This window comes from uncultured Pseudoxanthomonas sp., assembly GCF_947498795.1.
In the GTDB taxonomy this organism is placed as follows: Bacteria; Pseudomonadota; Gammaproteobacteria; order Xanthomonadales; family Xanthomonadaceae; genus Pseudoxanthomonas_A.
This window is the reverse complement of record NZ_CANMLQ010000004.1, coordinates 212,840-228,423: the sequence shown is the minus strand read 5'-3', so window position 1 is coordinate 228,423 and position 15,584 is coordinate 212,840. Positions and strand designations below refer to the sequence as shown.

Annotated in this window: 17 protein-coding genes; 9 read left to right on the top strand and 8 right to left on the bottom strand. The window is 67.9% G+C overall.

The window, feature by feature from the left end; all coding sequences use genetic code 11:
* Positions 1-223 precede the first annotated feature (223 nt).
* From Q0907_RS12095 to Q0907_RS12075, 5 genes are read left to right on the top strand one after another with little or no spacing between them, the layout of a single operon-like run.
* Positions 224-1,672: an SH3 domain-containing protein gene (locus Q0907_RS12095; protein WP_299344995.1), complete on the top strand. Its 1,449-nt coding sequence runs from the start codon at positions 224-226 to the stop codon at positions 1,670-1,672.
* Positions 1,669-2,766: a dipeptide epimerase gene (locus Q0907_RS12090; RefSeq protein WP_296278578.1), complete on the top strand. Its 1,098-nt coding sequence runs from the start codon at positions 1,669-1,671 to the stop codon at positions 2,764-2,766. Before Q0907_RS12095 ends, Q0907_RS12090 begins: the two co-directional genes overlap by 4 nt.
* A gap of 54 nt (positions 2,767-2,820) precedes the next feature.
* The gene (locus tag Q0907_RS12085) at positions 2,821-3,678 is read left to right on the top strand and encodes a MurR/RpiR family transcriptional regulator (RefSeq protein ID WP_299344993.1); all 858 of its coding nucleotides are present in this window, start codon (positions 2,821-2,823) and stop codon (positions 3,676-3,678) included.
* Positions 3,678-4,466: a L,D-transpeptidase family protein gene (locus Q0907_RS12080; protein ID WP_299344990.1), complete on the top strand. Its 789-nt coding sequence runs from the start codon at positions 3,678-3,680 to the stop codon at positions 4,464-4,466. Before Q0907_RS12085 ends, Q0907_RS12080 begins: the two co-directional genes overlap by 1 nt.
* Positions 4,463-5,725 carry a dicarboxylate/amino acid:cation symporter gene (locus Q0907_RS12075; RefSeq protein ID WP_299344988.1) on the top strand — a complete coding sequence of 421 codons (1,263 nt, stop codon included), beginning with the start codon at positions 4,463-4,465 and terminating at the stop codon, positions 5,723-5,725. Before Q0907_RS12080 ends, Q0907_RS12075 begins: the two co-directional genes overlap by 4 nt.
* Before the next feature lie 160 nt (positions 5,726-5,885).
* On the opposite strand, the gene Q0907_RS12070 is transcribed toward Q0907_RS12075, so the two are convergent.
* A complete protein-coding gene (locus tag Q0907_RS12070) occupies positions 5,886-6,305 on the bottom strand; it encodes a transposase (RefSeq protein WP_296278582.1) in 420 nt (139 codons plus the stop codon).
* A gap of 282 nt (positions 6,306-6,587) precedes the next feature.
* On the opposite strand from Q0907_RS12070, the gene Q0907_RS12065 reads away from it, so the two are divergent.
* The gene (locus tag Q0907_RS12065) at positions 6,588-7,169 is read left to right on the top strand and encodes a diffusible signal factor-reguated Ax21 faimly protein (RefSeq protein WP_299344985.1); all 582 of its coding nucleotides are present in this window, start codon (positions 6,588-6,590) and stop codon (positions 7,167-7,169) included.
* A 152-nt stretch (positions 7,170-7,321) separates the two neighbouring features.
* On the opposite strand, the gene Q0907_RS12060 is transcribed toward Q0907_RS12065, so the two are convergent.
* From Q0907_RS12060 to Q0907_RS12040, 5 genes are all read right to left on the bottom strand, one after another.
* A complete protein-coding gene (locus tag Q0907_RS12060) occupies positions 7,322-8,359 on the bottom strand; it encodes an NAD(P)H-dependent glycerol-3-phosphate dehydrogenase (RefSeq protein ID WP_299344982.1) in 1,038 nt (345 codons plus the stop codon).
* Between the two features lie 47 nt (positions 8,360-8,406).
* On the bottom strand, positions 8,407-8,925 hold the full coding sequence (gene secB / locus Q0907_RS12055; RefSeq protein WP_296278585.1) for a protein-export chaperone SecB: 519 nt from the start codon (positions 8,923-8,925) through the stop codon (positions 8,407-8,409).
* 105 nt (positions 8,926-9,030) lie between these two features.
* Positions 9,031-9,474, bottom strand: a complete 444-nt coding sequence (locus Q0907_RS12050; RefSeq protein WP_299344979.1) for a rhodanese-like domain-containing protein — start codon at positions 9,472-9,474, stop codon at positions 9,031-9,033.
* A gap of 63 nt (positions 9,475-9,537) precedes the next feature.
* Positions 9,538-9,960, bottom strand: coding sequence for a hypothetical protein (locus tag Q0907_RS12045; protein ID WP_296278587.1), 423 nt, complete (start codon positions 9,958-9,960; stop codon positions 9,538-9,540).
* Between the two features lie 26 nt (positions 9,961-9,986).
* Complete coding sequence (locus Q0907_RS12040; protein ID WP_296278588.1) at positions 9,987-10,445, bottom strand: YiiD C-terminal domain-containing protein; 459 nt, start codon at positions 10,443-10,445, stop codon at positions 9,987-9,989.
* A gap of 16 nt (positions 10,446-10,461) precedes the next feature.
* Between Q0907_RS12040 and Q0907_RS12035 the strand changes: the two genes are divergently transcribed.
* The 3 genes from Q0907_RS12035 (at position 10,462) to Q0907_RS12025 (ending at position 13,561) form a co-directional block, all read left to right on the top strand.
* Positions 10,462-11,232 carry a uroporphyrinogen-III synthase gene (locus Q0907_RS12035; protein WP_299344976.1) on the top strand — a complete coding sequence of 257 codons (771 nt, stop codon included), beginning with the start codon at positions 10,462-10,464 and terminating at the stop codon, positions 11,230-11,232.
* Positions 11,233-11,324: 92 nt separating this feature from the next.
* Positions 11,325-12,305 carry a uroporphyrinogen-III C-methyltransferase gene (locus Q0907_RS12030; RefSeq protein ID WP_299345248.1) on the top strand — a complete coding sequence of 327 codons (981 nt, stop codon included), beginning with the start codon at positions 11,325-11,327 and terminating at the stop codon, positions 12,303-12,305.
* The gene (locus Q0907_RS12025; protein ID WP_299344974.1) at positions 12,302-13,561 is read left to right on the top strand and encodes a heme biosynthesis HemY N-terminal domain-containing protein; all 1,260 of its coding nucleotides are present in this window, start codon (positions 12,302-12,304) and stop codon (positions 13,559-13,561) included. Before Q0907_RS12030 ends, Q0907_RS12025 begins: the two co-directional genes overlap by 4 nt.
* A 3-nt stretch (positions 13,562-13,564) precedes the next feature.
* Here Q0907_RS12025 and Q0907_RS12020 read toward each other — a convergent pair whose 3' ends face one another.
* Both Q0907_RS12020 and Q0907_RS12015 read right to left on the bottom strand, forming a co-directional pair.
* Positions 13,565-14,557, bottom strand: a complete 993-nt coding sequence (locus Q0907_RS12020; RefSeq protein WP_296278592.1) for a DUF4349 domain-containing protein — start codon at positions 14,555-14,557, stop codon at positions 13,565-13,567.
* An 86-nt stretch (positions 14,558-14,643) separates the two neighbouring features.
* A complete protein-coding gene (locus Q0907_RS12015) occupies positions 14,644-15,528 on the bottom strand; it encodes a hypothetical protein (protein ID WP_299344971.1) in 885 nt (294 codons plus the stop codon).
* Positions 15,529-15,584: the final 56 nt, after the last annotated feature.

The following is a 15,584-nucleotide window of genomic DNA, read 5'->3' as shown; positions in this document are numbered from 1 at the left end:
CCGTCGGGCCCGCCTGTCGCGTCCTGCCACCACGTGCTGGTTCCTGCTCGCATCCACGTCGCACATCCCCACGCCGATTGGTCGCGGTTGTGTAACACGACGTGAACGCAAGGGTCAATAATTTATTCTTGATTTTTATGACGGAAGAAATAAATATTCTTGTGGAAACCGCCCCGGCCATGGCGTCATGGTGGCGGGCGAGGGTTCTGGAAAAGGGGATGGGATGAACACACCGATGTCGTACCGGCCCAGGGACCGTGCAGGTCTGCCGCAGGCGCTGGGTGCGCTCGCGCTGCTCGGCGGGTTGTTCGCCGCGCTGCCGTCGATCGCGCAAGAGCCGCTGGCCGTCCCGGCGCATGCCGTCATCGGAGTACAGGCGCGGCATCTCCAGCCCGAGGACTGGGTCCGCCGCCTGTCCGCACCGGACCGCCTGCTGCTGGACACCCGGGGCGTCGCGGCGCAGAACGAACAGATGTGGCAGCGCGATCGTCATGTGCATGACCTGCAACGCCTGCCCGCGGAACTGACGCGCGCCGACGTGCGCGCGTGGCTCGACCCGTTGTCCTCGGCTCCCACCCGGACGCTGTACGACGACAAGGGACGCGACATCACCCGCGAACAGCTCGCCGGGTTCGTCGCCAACGCAGCACTGGATGCCATTCCGACCCGTGCGCCTGCACGCTACGGCCTGGTCGTGCATCGCGCCGACCTGCGCACGTTCCCGACGCGGGAGCACGTGTTCAGCAGCAAGGACGACACCGATATCGACCGATTCCAGGAAAGTGCGCTGTTCCCCGGCACCCCGGTCGTGATCGCCCACACCAGCGCCGACGGCGCGTGGTACTTCGTGGTAAGCCCGCTCTACACCGCCTGGATCGAGAAGCGCCACGTCGGCGAAGGCGCCCGCGAGATGGTGTTCGGTTACGGCGCCGGCCCGTCCGCGCTGGTGGTCACCGGCGCCACCGCGCGCACGGTCTACAACCCGGAGGAGCCCGGACTGTCGGCACTGCAGCTGGACATGGGCGTGCGCGTCCCGGTGCTCGCCGACTGGCCGGCCGACAAGCCGGTGAACGGGCAGCATCCCTATACCTCGCACGTCATCCAGCTGCCGGTGCGCCGCGATGACGGCACGCTCGCACTGTTGCCCGCGCTGTTGCCCAGGACGGCCGACGTCGCCCCCGACTACCTGCCGTACACCCCGGCCAACCTGCTCCGCCAGAGCTTCAAGTTCCTGGGCGAACGCTATGGCTGGGGCCACCGCTACGACAGCCGCGATTGCAGCGGCTTCGTCTCCGAGGTGTACCGCAGCATGGGCATCGTCCTGCCCCGCAACACCAGCGCCCAGGCGGTCAGTCCCGCGCTCGAACGCATCGGCTTCGGCGCCGGCGACAGCCACGAGAAGCGGCTGGAGGTCCTCCGCAGCTTGCAGGTCGGCGACCTGATCTACATCCCCGGCCACGTGATGATGGTGATCGGACACGACAACGGCACCACGTACACCATCCACGACACCACCGGCATCACCTATCGCGGCGCCGACGGCCGCGTGGTCCGCACCACGCTCAACTCGGTCGCCGTCACGCCGCTGGAGCCCTTGCTGTTCAACAGCGAGCAATCCACCGTCGATCGCATCACCGCCATCCAGCGCATCCGTCCCCAAGGGGCTCCATGAAGATCACCGACATCACCTTCGGCATGCTGCGCGTGCCGCTGAAGACACCGTTCAAGACCGCGCTGCGCACCGTCGACACGGTGGAGGACATCGTGGTCATCGTGCATACCGACACCGGCCATGTGGGCTATGGCGAAGCGCCTGCCACCGCGGTCATCACCGGCGACACCCACGGCTCGATCGTCGAGGCGATCGGCAAGTTCATCCGCCCGCGGCTGATCGGACAGGAGATCGCCAACCTCAACCACATCACCGACCTGGTGCAGACCGCCCTGGAGCGCAACACCAGTGCCAAGGCGGCCGTCGAGATCGCGGTGTACGACCTGTGGGCGCAGCTGTACGACGCGCCGCTGTACAAGATGCTCGGCGGTGGCGACCCGGTCATCACCACCGACATCACCATCAGCGTCGACTACATCGACAAGATGGTGGCCGACTCGATCAGCGCGGTGGAGCGCGGCTTCGAGTCGCTGAAGATCAAGGTGGGCAAGGACATCGGGCTGGACATCGAACGGGTCAAGGCCATCTACTCCGCCGTCGAAGGCCGTGCGCTGCTGCGCCTGGACGCCAACCAGGGCTGGACTGCCAAGCAGGCCGTGTTCGCCATGCAGCACCTGGAGGACGCCGGCGTCGTCTTGGAATTGCTGGAACAGCCGGTGAAGGCGCGCGACCTGGACGGCCTGAAGTACGTCACCGACCGCGTGCACACGCCGGTGATGGCCGACGAGAGCGTGTTCGGCCCTACCGAGGTCATCGACCTGATCAAGATGCGTGCCGCCGACATCATCAACATCAAGCTGATGAAGACGGGCGGCATTTCCAACGCCATCCGCATCGCCGACATCGCCTCGCTGTACGGCGTGGAGTGCATGATCGGCTGCATGATCGAGACCAGCATCAGCGTGGCCGCCGCCGTGCACGTCGCGGCAGCGAAGGCCAACGTCATCACCAAGGTCGACCTGGACGGACCCTCGCTGGGACAGTTCAACCCCGTCGAGGGCGGGGTGATCTTCAACGAGTCGGAGATCACCATCACCGAGGCGCCGGGCCTGGGTATCCGCGAGATCCGTGGCCTGGAGATGCTGCCGGGCTGAGCCCGGTGGCGATGGCCCGTTGTCAGCACCGTCCACCGCCATCACACTCACGCCATGACAACCTCCCTGGTGAAGATCCGCTCTGAACGCGACCAGATGTCGGCCATCGAACGCCGCATCGCCGACTTCATCCTCGACAACGCGCACCTGCTGCGCGACTACTCGTCGCAACAGCTCGCCAGCGCGCTCGGCATCAGCCAGTCCAGCGTGGTGAAGTTCGCGCAGAAGTTCGGGTTCAAGGGATACCCCGACCTCAAGTACACCATCGGCGAAGCCGTCGCCCGCAACGGCAATGGCCACGCGATGCCGCCGCACGCCGAGAGCGACGACGCCGGCGATGCCTACCAGCAACTGCAGGACGGCCTGCGCCGCAGCAAGATGGCGGCCGAGGAGGAAACCCGCAGCCTCAACCCGCGCGCGCACATCGAGCCGATCGTCAGCCTGATCGACGGGGCCGACAAGGTGTTCGTGTGCGGCCTGGGCGACGATGGCCTGTTCGCGCGCGAGTTCGCGATGCGCCTGTCGCTGCTGGGACTGCTGACGGTGCACCACGCCGATCCGATCCTGATGATGGCCAACCTGTCGGCCGTGCGTCCCGGCGACGTGCTGCTGATGTTTTCCGAGTTCGGCAAACTGCCCGAGCTCTCGCAGGTGAGCCGGCAGTTCCAGGCCTGCGAGGGCAAGGTCATCTCGATCACGCGCCATACGGCCAATCCCTTGCGTGCGCACGCCGACGCCGCGCTGGTGATCTCGGCGCATGATCCCGCGCCGCACGTGGAACAGCTGCTCTATCGCTCGTCGCTGCAATCGCTGCTCGACTTCGTGTTCGTGCTGCTGTGCCAGTCCAATCCGGACCGCAACCGTCAGCTCGCCATCAACCTCGAACGCATCCACCATCTGCTGGAGTCGTGATGCCCTTACTGTCGTTTCCGCGTCTCCCGTTGGGATCGTTCGCGCTGACCCTCGCCCTGATCGCGAGCAGCGGCCCTGCACTCGCCGCCGATGCGCCCGCGTCGCAGCCCTGGCGCGACGCGCGCCAGCTGGTGCTGGTGGTGACCGAGGGATGGGATGCTACCGACGCTACGTTGCAGCGTTTCGAGTTGCGCGACGGCCGGTGGCAGGCGGCGGCGGCCGCAGCGCCGGTTTCGGTCGGACGCCATGGCAGCGCCTGGGGTCTGGGCCTGCACCCGGCGCAGGCGCAGGGACCGCAGAAGCAGGAGGGCGATGGCCGTGCCCCCGCAGGCGTGTTCACGCTGGGCGAGGCCTTCGGCTATGCCGACAAGGCCGACACGGCCATGCCGTACCGCGCGATGCAGGCGACCAGCTATTGCATCGACGTGCCGGATTCCCCGCTCTACAACCGCATCATCGATACGCGCACGGAAGGCGAGGTCGCCGCGAAGGGCTCGACCGAGCCGATGCGGCTGGACCTGCACAACAAGGGCGATGTGCGCTATCGGGAGGGCTTGGTGATCGGCCACAACCCGAAGGCCACGCCGCGCGCCGGTAGCTGCATCTTCGCGCACCTGTGGCGCACGCCGGGCGAGCCGACCGCCGGCTGCACGGCGATGGCAGCCGAGACGATGGACGGTGTGCTGCGCTGGCTGCGCCCTGATGCACGCCCGGTCTTCGTGCTGCTGCCGCGCGCCGAGTACGCGCGCCTGGCGCATGACTGGCAGTTGCCGGAGGCGGTGCGATGAGGTGGCCCGGCGCCACGGCGCGCGTGCTTCTGGGTCTTGCCGCCGGTGCCGTCGTCGGCCTGGCGCTGGCGCACTGGTCACCTGCGAGTGCCACCACGGCGGTCGCCATCGCGCAGCCCATCGGCAAGCTGTGGCTCAGTGGACTGCAGATGACGGTGGTGCCGCTGGTGCTGTCGCTGGTGATCCTGGGCATCGCGACGGCGAGCGATGCTGCGGCCTCCGGCCGCGTGGCGCGGCGCGCGATGGTGGTCTTCATCGCCTTGCTGTCGCTGTTCGCGGCCTACGCGGCCATCGTCGCGCCCCTCATCCTGTCGATGGTGCCGCCGAGTGCCGCGTTGACCGCCACCTTGCACGGTACGCTGCCGGCCTCCGGTGAGGTTGCCGCGCCGGGGCTGGCCGACTGGATCGGTTCGATCGTTCCCAGCAACGCCATCATGGCGGCCGCCCAGGGCGCCATGCTTCCGGTAGTCGTGTTCGCGCTGTTCTTCGGATTCGCGCTGACGCGCGTGCAGGAGGATCGCCGCGCGCAGATTATCGGGTTCTGCCACGGGATCGCCGACACCATGATCGTGATCGTGCGCTGGATGCTGCTGGCCGCGCCGATCGGCGTGTTCGCCCTGGTACTCGCTGTCTGCGCGCAGGCCGGTATCGGCGTCATCGGTGCGCTGGCGGGCTACATCGCCCTGCAGTGCGGCATGTACTTCGGCGCGACGCTGATCTGCTACGTGCTGGTCGCGGTGTTCGCGCGGCAGTCGCCGCTCGCGTTCGCAAAGGCGATCCTGCCCGCGCAGGTCGTGGCTGCCAGCACGCAATCCTCGCTAGCCTCGCTGCCGGCGATGGTGGAGAGCGCGCGCTTCCGCCTGGGACATCCGCGCGCCGTCGCCGCGCTGGTATTGCCCATGGCGGTGACGCTGTTCCGCATCACCAGCCCGATCCAGTACATCGTGGCGGCATGCTTCGTCGCGTGGGCCTACGGCATCGACGTCAACGCCGTCACGCTCGCCGCCGGCGCCGCACTTGCAGTGGTGATCAGCCTGGGTTCGATCGGCCTGCCGGGCCAGGTGAGTTTCATGGCCACGGTGATGCCGGTGACGCAGTCGATGGGCCTGCCGATCGAACCGCTGGGCCTCCTGCTGGCGGTGGACACCATTCCCGATGTGTTCGCCACGACGGGCAATGTCACGGGTGACCTGACCGCCACCAGCATCGTCGCGCGCCAGTCGCCCGACGCCCACGACACGGATACTCCTACCGGCTGATGCCATCGGTCTCGTTGTCAGGCGTGCGGCGACCGATGCCGACAGCGTCTGCGCGCCGTGCTGCGATGTCTCGATGGCCGATGGCGTCTGTGTTTGCCGCCCCGCCCTCGCCATGCACCGGCGCATGTGGGCATCCCCGATTCCCGGATCCGGCGCGCCCTCAGAACGGCGTGAATCGCGGACCCGAGCGGCGCGCAAGCGACGCAGGGTGGTGCGAGAGCCTGTACGTGCTGACGAGTTGGCGGAGCGGATCGGCAATGTCCGCGTGCGCCTGCAGCGACGCGATCACGTCATCCCAGATGCCGTCCTGTGCCCAACGGGTGAAGCGGACATAGATGCTGTGCCACCGCCCCCATGCCAGGGGCAGCCGACCCCACGGTTGCCGCGTGACGGCGACCCACAGCACCGCTTCGAGGAATGCCCGCGTCCGCTCGCCATTCAGGGCACGCGCGCGGACCAGAGGCGGCAACGCGGCCAGGATCGCCTCCCAGCGTGCATCGTCCAGTCGCAGCATGTCGGTCTGATCGACCCCGTCTTCGCGTTCCACCCCGAGCACCGGGTTCCTGTCTTGTCCTTCCATCCTGCGTGTCTCCTGACGCCCCGGAAAAACATGCGCGTTTGCACGCGCTGCGGTATCCATCCGCTTGCTGTTTCATTCGTCGCGACGCCATGAAACGGGACACACTTCATGCCCCGGCGGGAATTGCAATCGCGCAACTGCTGAAAGTTCCCATCGCGTCCGCGCAATTTATGTACCGCTAAGTTTGGTATTCAGGAGGTGTTGTGAGCGGCGGCGGATACTTCGTGCACCGTCGCTTCCCTGGAGCGACGGACACACAACAACTAGAGAGAAAGACGTCCCATGAAGAAGTCCTTGCTTGCCCTGACCCTGTTGGCTGCCGCTCCGTTCGCCGCGTCGGCCGCGGAAGGCGTTTCCTACAACTATGTGGAAGGCGGTTACACCGCCACGAACATCGATGGCCCCGATGCCGATGGTTGGGCATTGAAGGGATCTGTTGCGCTGCACCCGAATTTCCATGTCTTCGCCGACTACAGCACGCAGGAAGTCGACGACGTCAACGTCGATTTCGACCAGTGGCGCGTCGGCTTGGGCTACAACCATGAGCTGTCCCAGCGCGTCGATCTGCTGACCCGTGTTGCTTACGAGAAGGCCAAAACCGACAGCTTCAACGTCGGCGGCGTTCGCGTCCCCAGCTACAGCGCAGACGGTTACAGCGTCGAAGTCGGCGTAAACAGCGCGCTGACCAGCCGCCTCAACGGCTACGCGCTGGCGGGCTATGAAGATGGCGATGATTACGATGGCGAGTTCTACGGCCGCCTCGGCGCGCAGGTGAAGTTCACCCCGAACTGGAGCGCTTCGGCCGACGTCAAGTTGGTCGACGGCGACACCCAGTGGTTCGTCGGTCCCCGCTTCAGCTGGTAATCCTCAACGCTCCCCTCGCGACGCGTCCTCTCTCCCCGCGTCGCACCCCAAAGCCCGGCCCCACGGCCGGGCTTTTCTTCGTGTGATGCGCTCCATTGCGCAAAGAAAAAGCCCGGCATGGCCGGGCTTGTTTCGTCGCATGTCGACGGCACTTACTTGAACAGCGTTTCCGGGTATTCCGGCTTCTGTTCGCGCGAGAGCAGGTGCTGCAGGCCATCGCGCGGGGTCAGGTCGCCATGCAGCACGGCGCGCACCGCGCTGGATATCGGCAGGTCGATGCCGTGCTTGTCCGCCTGGCGCATCACTTCGTCGGCCGTCTGCACGGACTCGACGACCTGCCCGATCTCGCGCACCGCGTCCTGCAACGACTGGCCGCGGCCCAAGGCCAGGCCAAGGCGTCGATTGCGCGACAGGTCACCGGTACATGTAAGCACCAGGTCGCCGAGACCGGCCAACCCCATCAGGGTTTCCGGCTTGGCGCCGATCGCCGCGGACAGGCGCAGCATCTCGTTGAGGCCGCGCGTGATCAGGCCTGCCCGGGCATTCAGGCCCAGCTGCATGCCGTCGGAAACGCCGGTCGCCACGGCCAGCACGTTCTTCATAGCACCGCCGAGTTCGGCACCGACCATGTCGTCGCCGGTATAGGCGCGGAACGCGGGGCCGTGCATCACGTCGGCGACCGCCTGAGCGAACGCCGGATCGGCGCCGTGCACGGTGACGGCGGTGGGGAGGCCCAGCGCGACTTCCTTCGCGAACGAGGGACCGGTGACGACCGCGATCGGCACTTCCGGACCCAGCACCTCTTCGGCGACCTCATGCAGGAAGCGGCCGGATCCTGTTTCGAAGCCTTTCGTCGCCCACGCCACACCCGCCCTGGCCGGGCGCAGAGGCGCCAGCTTGTGGAGCGTCTCGGTGAAGGCGTGCGATGGCACGACGACCAGAACTTGGTCCACATCGGCGAGCGAAGTGGCCAGGTCCGTGGTGGCTCGCAGGTTGTCCGGCAGGGGAATACGGGGCAGGTAGCGGGTGTTCTCGTGCCGCTGGTCGATCGCCTCGGCGACGGCGGCATCGCGGCCCCACAGCGTGACCGCGTGCCCGTGCCTCGCCATCAGCGCGGCGAGCGCGGTGCCCCAGGAACCGGCCCCGAGCACCGCGATCTTCAGCGGATCAGCGGATTGCAGATCAGTCATCCGTCACCCCTGTACGACGCCATTCCGACGTGACAGTGCACCCCGACTCAGGCGTTGCCGACGGGTTCCGAATTGGCCAGGCCGGCATCGCCGCCCTGCGCGGCGCGCTGGCGCAGCGATTCAGCGTACAGCGCTTCGAAGTTGATCGGCTGCAGGAAGAACGGCGGGAAGCCGCCGGCCTGCACCAGGTCGCTGACCAGCTGGCGCACGTACGGGAACAGGATATTCGGGCACTGGGTGCCGAGCAGCACGTCGACCGCCTGCGGCTCCAGACCGATCAGGCCGAAGATGCCCGCCTGCTGCACTTCCGCCACGTAGGCGGTCTTGTCGCCGGCCTTGCAGGTCAGGGTCACGCCCAGCACGACTTCGAAGGCGTTCTCGCCGAGGCGCTGCACGCGCTGGTTGAGGTTGAGCTGAAGCTCCGGCTGCACGTTCTCGGCGTAGACCGCCGGCGCACCGGGGACTTCGAAAGAAACGTCCTTGACGTAGATCTTCTCGACAGTGAAAGCGGGGCCAGCGGCTTCGGCGGCAGGCGCGACCGCGCCGTTGGTGGTCTCGTCGGACATTTCTTTGACTCCGGAATCTGGATTGCGGCGGTGAATGGAAATTATGTCATGGCGGCTCGCGGGGCCCGCTTCAAGGGCGGGTCCGCGGCCACGGGAACGGGCGGATCAGCGGCCCTTGACCAGCGGCAGGTCCGCCTGCTGCCAGGCGGCGATGCCGCCCTCGAGGGCGTAGACCTTCTCGAAACCCGCCTTCTTCAGGCGTTTTGCAGCGCCACCGGAGACCTGGCCGGTGCGGCAGACCAGCACGACGGGCTGCGACTTGGCGCCGGCCAGCAGCTTGTTCTCGGGGTCGAAGTTGCTCGGCAGTACGTTGCGGCTGCCCGCAATGTGGCCTTTCTCGAAGTCGTTGCTCGCCGACAGGTCCACGACCAGGGCGTTTTCGCTGTTGACCAGATGGGTCAGCTCGGCGGGGCGAAGTGCCTTGTAGCCGCGGAACATGCGCGCGATCTCGGTGTAGACGATGGCGACCGTCAGGCCCACGAGGGCGAGCGACAGGATCTGGTTGAAGGGAGAACGGGTGGCGAAAGCCAGGATTTCTTCGAAATTCACGGAGTTGGCGATCTTCGAGCGGGCGGCGATTGTCGCACAGGACGCCGCCGGGGCGTCGCTCGCTTATTCGCCGTTCCAGAGGTCGGGCAGGCCCACCACCAGCCACCAGCGCTTCACTTCCGGATCCCACCGCCAGCGTTCGCGGTAACGCATCGTCCGTTCGGCCATGGTGTGCTTGTTGATGACGCGCAGTTCGATCGCGCGCTCGACGGTTCCGTCGGGACCTCCGCTGGTCGACAGGTCCCGGTATCCCGATATCTGCACCTGCTGGTAGCGCTCGAACTCCAGCTCGGTCATCGGATGCTCGGCCTTGTAGGCCGGGTCGACGGCCTTCCAGGCATTCTCGAAGTCGCCCCAGCGGATCGAGGCCGCATACGCATCCTGGACTTCCTGCAGCTTGCCGCGCTGCAGGCGGCCTTGCGCCGCCGCGGGCACCAGCGCCAGCACCAGTCCCGCCGCCAGCAGCCATTTCACGATCACGCGCATGAGCACCCCCCGGTCATGCCGGCATGCTACCGCTTCGCGATGGCGACGAACCGCCCGCTGAGCGTGGTAGCCATTCCGCCTTCAGGCAACCGCACGCTCGCCTCCACCTGGATGCGGGCGCGACCGCGCTGCACGAGCGTGTCGATGAAGGCCTCCATCGACTGGCCTTCCGCGAAGGTCGCCTCCGCGACCAGGTCGCCATAGAGCGGTGCGAGGTAGCGGATCTGGCTGTCGGCCACGTAGACCTCGGCTTTCAGTCCGGCCAGCCGCAGCTTCAGCGTCACCAGACCCCAGCCGGCCACCGTCATCAGCGAGGTCAGGCTGCCCCCGAACGCATTGCCCTTGTCGTTGACGTTGGCCGACAGCGGCGCCGTCAACCGCAGGACGTCGTCGCGGAATCCCTCCACCTCCACGCGCATCGCTGCCACCGGCGGCATGCCGCGGCAGTAGTCGCTCAGTTCCTGCAGGGCTTCTTCGGGACGCATCACTCATAATCCGCGCATGGGACATCCAACGCCGCCGGCATGGTACGTCATCTCGCTGCGGCCCCAGGGCGCGCACGACGCACTCAGGCGCGCCGCGCGCCGCCGCGACGCCGGCCTGCTCGCCCTTTCGCCCTGGCGCATCCGACGCTGCGACGATGGCGCGGCGCGCGATGCCTTGCGGGCTGCGCTGGCGTGCCCGATCGTGGTGTTCACGAGTCCGGCCGCGGTCGCTGCGGCCCATGCGCTGCAGGCCCTGCGCGACCGGGACGGACAGGTCTGGCTGGCCGTAGGCAGCGGTACTGCCGCCGCGTTGCGGCGCGCCGGCATCGGACACGTCTCGTTTCCCGCACGAATGGACAGCGAAGGCCTGCTGTCCCTGCCCGAACTGGCCAGCATCCGCGGCACACCCCTGGGCTTCGTCACCGCGCCGGACGGTCGCAACCTGCTGGTTCCGACGCTGCACTCCCGCGGCGCCCGCGTGCACCTCGCGGAGGTCTACCGGCGCGAGCCAGTGGCGCTGGATGCCCGCGCGATCGAGGCGTTCGCCGCCCTGGATGCGCCTGCCTGCCTGCTGCTCAGCAGCGGCGCAGCACTCGAACAGGTGCTGGCGCAACTTCCGGGAAGCCTCGCCGCCCGGTTCAAGGCCTTGCCGGTGGCAGCCGCTAGCCAACGCCTGGTGGACGCGGCACGCGAAGCCGGCTTTGCCCACGTGGTGCTCGCCGAGGGACCGCGACCGGCCCAACTGATGAAGGCGGCGTGCACGATCGGCTGCCCCGGCATCCGGTAGCATCTGCGGCATCCATCACGTTTCGCCTGCCGCCAAGGACGCCTGTGAACGACCAGCCCTCTTCTCCGCACGGTTCCGGCTATCGCGCGCGCCTGGCGTGGGCGGCGCTGGCGGTGGTGGTGGTCGGTATCGGCGCGTGGCGGGGCTGGGCGTGGTGGCAGGAACGCGACGCGCGCGCGCAGACGCTTCAGTCGGCAGCGGAGCAACGCCTTGAAGCGCTGGAGTCGCGCACCGATGCCCTGCGTCGCGACCAGCGTGCGCAGGCACAACGCCTGCTGGACGCGGCGGCCACCAACCGCGTGCTGCGCGACGAAGTGCTCGGCCTGGGCCAGCGTGGTGCGCTGCTCGAGGAGAGCGTGGCCAAGCTCACCGATCCCACCCGCCATGGCGCGCAGGCGCTGCGGCTGGATGAAGTGGAGTTGTTGCTCTCGCAGGCCGCGCAGCGGCTGGACATCGCACGCGATGTGGCGGGTGCGCGGCGGGCGTACGCGTTGGCTGCCGGCGTCCTTGACGGGATCGACGACCATCGACTGCTCAACCTGAAACAGGCACTGGCGCAGGAGCGCGCGGCGCTGGATGCGCTCGGCGAGGGTCCGCAGGCGACAGCCATGAAGCGGCTGGAGGCGATCGCCGCCGCCCTGCCCGGATTGCCGCGCGAGCGGGACGCCGTCGCCGACCAGGCGTCGCGTCCGGCCTGGCAACGGTGGCTGTCACCGCTGGTCGACGTGCGTCCGACCCGCGACAGCACGCTGGTGACGCCGGAAGACCGCGCCACCGGCGACGCGGCGCTGCAGATCGAGATCAGTCTGGCGCGGGCTGCGCTGGAGCGCGACGACGATGCCGCCTTCCGCGCCGCACTGGCGCGCGTCGAGGGCTGGCTGCCGCGCTTGTGGCCCGATTCACCCGCACGACGGCAGGTTCACGCGCAGTTGCGCACATTGCAGGCGACGCCGGCGCCGGTCCGTCCCACGGAACTCGGCAGCACGCTGCAGCAGCTGCGCGCACTGCGCAGCGCGGGCGTGCGCCTGCCGGTGTCGACGCCATCCACCGATCCGCAGGAGGCCGCGCTATGAAGGTGTTCCGTACCGTGGTGGTGCTGTTGGTGCTGCTGCTGGCCGGCGTGCTGGCGTCGCAGTGGATGGCGACCACCGATCGCGATCTCGGCGAGGTGTTCATCCGGTTCGCAGGGTACGACCTGCAGACCAATGTCCCGCGCGCACTGCTTGCCCTGCTGTTGATCACGGCCGCGGCCTGGTTGTCCTGGCACCTGCTGTCGCTGCCGTTCCGCGCATGGGGCCGCCATCGTCGCAAGCAGGCGCGCGCACGGCTCATCGATGGCCTGGACGCCCTGCACGCCGGGCATTGGCAGAAGGCGGAAAAGCTGCTCGAACGTGCCGCAGACGACACGGAAGTCGGTGCCATCGCGCGCGTGGCCGCGGTGCGCGCGGCGCAGGCCCGTGGCGACGATGCGGCCGTGCAGCGCCATTTGAATGCACTGCGCGAGCGATCCGTCCAGGCGCACGCGATCACGGCCGCGCAGATCGCGCTCGATGGCGGACAGCCTCAAGAAGCACTGGCCTTGCTGGATGCCGTCGACGTGCAACCCCTGCCCCCGCGCGGCCTGGCACTGCGCGCCGATGCGCTCGCGGCCACCGCCCGCGCAGGTGAGGCCTATGGCTTGTTGGGCGCATTGAAGCAGCAGCAGGCCTTGGCGCCGTCCGCGTTCGACGCGCTGGAGATCTGCTTGGCCACACAGTCGTTGCGCGAAGCGGCCGACCCGAACGTGCTGGCCGAGCGCTGGGAAGCCCTGACTAAACCCTTGCGCGTGCAGGCGACTGTCGTGGCCGCCTACGCGGAGCGGGCCGCCGCGCTGCGCTGGGAGGACGCGGCGACGCGCAGCATCGAACAGGCCCTGGAGTCGCGCTGGGATGAAAGCCTCGTGGCCCTGTACGGCCGCCTGCCGGTGGGCAAACTGGATTCCCGTCGCGCCAGCGCGCAGCACTGGCTGCACGCGCACCCGGCCAGTCCCGCCCTGTTGGTGACGCTGGGGCGGCTCGCGCGGCAGCAGGGCCAGTGGACCGCAGCGCAGGAATTCCTCCATCGCGCGGTCGCGCAGGGCGCCGGCGCCGACGCGTGGGAAGAGCTGGCCACCGGCTTCAACGAGGCGGGCGACACCGTGTCGGCGCAACAATGCCGTGCCAACGTGGTGAAGGCCGCGCGGGGAGAAGCGCCGGTTCGTTTGCCGGTGCGCGACATGCGGCAGGAAATCCATGACGCCGCCGTCGTCGAAGAGCGCGACGCGCACGGCCTGCCGCGGCTCAAGGAGTGAGGATCACGCGGCGGACGGCTTCCTGCGCCAACGGCGCCACCCGATCACCGCCGCCAGCACCACCAGCCACACCGGCCACAGGGCAGCCAGCGCCACCACGACCTGCTGGCCGGCACGCCAACCCACCCTCAGCGCATCGCCCAGCTGGCTGAAAAAGCCGGGTCCGTTGTCGCGGAACACGGCATCCACGTCCACGCGCTCTGCCTTGCGTACCTGCACATCCTGACGCAGCGACAGCGTGATGGTGCTGAACGCCACGCGGTCCTCGAACTCTTTCTGCGCGATCACGGCTTCGTCGCGCTGGCCACGCGCTTCGCCACGCGCTTCGATGGCGTCGGCTTTGTCGCCGAGCTTGCCGCCTGCCTGCACCGCGTCGCCGAGTTCCTGCTGCTGGTCCTGTGCGCGCTGCCGCGCCAATTGCTGACGCAACAGCTCGAACTGCGCATCGCGCGCACTGAAGTTGCGGCGCTCCAGGAACTCCATCTGCGATGCGATGGCACGCAGGAATACCTGGGTCCGCTCGCTCGGCACGCGCACGGTCAGTTCGCCCTGTAGCCGGTACTCGGAAAGCTCCAGTCGCTTGCCGTCGCCGATCGGTCGGCTCTGCACGCGCTGCACTTGTGCCTGGATGTCGTTGTCGACGGTGAAACCGCCCTGCTTCGCGACTTCATCCTCGATCGCCAACGCCGTGCGGTAGACATCCTTCACCTGGAACTCCGCGGCGGCGGTGCGGATGAAGCGGCGTTGCGGATCCACCTGCACCAGCACGTCGGAGGCCAGTTGCGAGGCATCGACGCCCGGTGTCTGCAGCGGTGGCGGTTCCAGGTTTTTCTCCGGTGGCGCCGCTGCTGCGGCATTAGCGGCTTCGGCCATCGCCGGGGCGGACTCCATCGCCACCTCTGCGTCGGCCGGGGCCATCTCGTGCTTGCTGCAGGCGGTCGCCAGGGCCAACAGGCCCAAGAAGGAAACGACAAGGCACTTCCTGTACATGCGCATGGGAACTCCGGAGAGAGGAAAAAGGCGTAGCCGGATGGCCGTGCCGCACTCCAACGCGCGGCGGCGTCGAATGGGGTCGCGAGGCGTCATGGCGCCTTCGTCGTCGGTCCGGGTTCGCAGATCACGCAGCGGCCGCCGGGGTGCTCGGCGTTTCGCACCGACTTTAGGATGCGACGGGCTTCTGCCTGGCGCCGGGCGACGGTTGCGGTTTCTTCGGAGCCGTAGCGTTCGGCCAACGCGTACAGCACGACGACGTTCTCCATCGGACCTCCCGCCATGTTCAACGCCGCCCAGTCGGACAGCAGGTTCGCCACTACTGGATCCTTCGGCAGGACGAACTGCATGCGCTCGCCCAGCTGGTAGGCGAAGGCCTGATTCAGTGCGTACGCGTCGACACGCCGGCCGTCGTTGCCGGCCGGCAAGGTGGCAGGCAGTGGCGGGACCGTTGCGTCGCCGAACTGTAGGCCCGCAATCGAGTACCTCGCCAGGCGCACGGGATCCTTCGCCGACGCGAGCTTGCTCTCCAGGATCCGCGCGTGCAGCCATTCGGTACCGAAGTGTTCCGCCGGATTGCGCTGGATGCCCAAGCGTATCCAGGCCAGCGCCGGCGCGTCGTGGCCGGAAAGCTCCAATGCCGTGCCCAGATTGGCTGCTGTCTCGTGGTGGCCAGGCCAGCGACGCTCGATGGACAGCAACAGCTGCGCCGCCCGCGAGTGCTGGCCCTGGTACATCAGCAGGATGGCGAGCTTGGTCAAGTTCTCCAGGTCCGGCACCGACTGGGCCTCGGCGGTGAGGCTCCGCGCGTTCCGCAGATAGTGCTTCCTGACCTCGTTCGACGTCAGTCTCGCTTCCAGCTGTTCGCCGACGTCATCGTGGACATCAAACTGCCGCCCCTGATGATCGGTCCCGATTGCGTTGACGCAAGCCTGCACCGGACCTGCCGCACCGAAGGCAAACGCCGCCAGCAGCATCCATCCCTTGTGTCGCATCCTGCCGCCCCCCTGCCTGCATCCCATAACGCACGCTA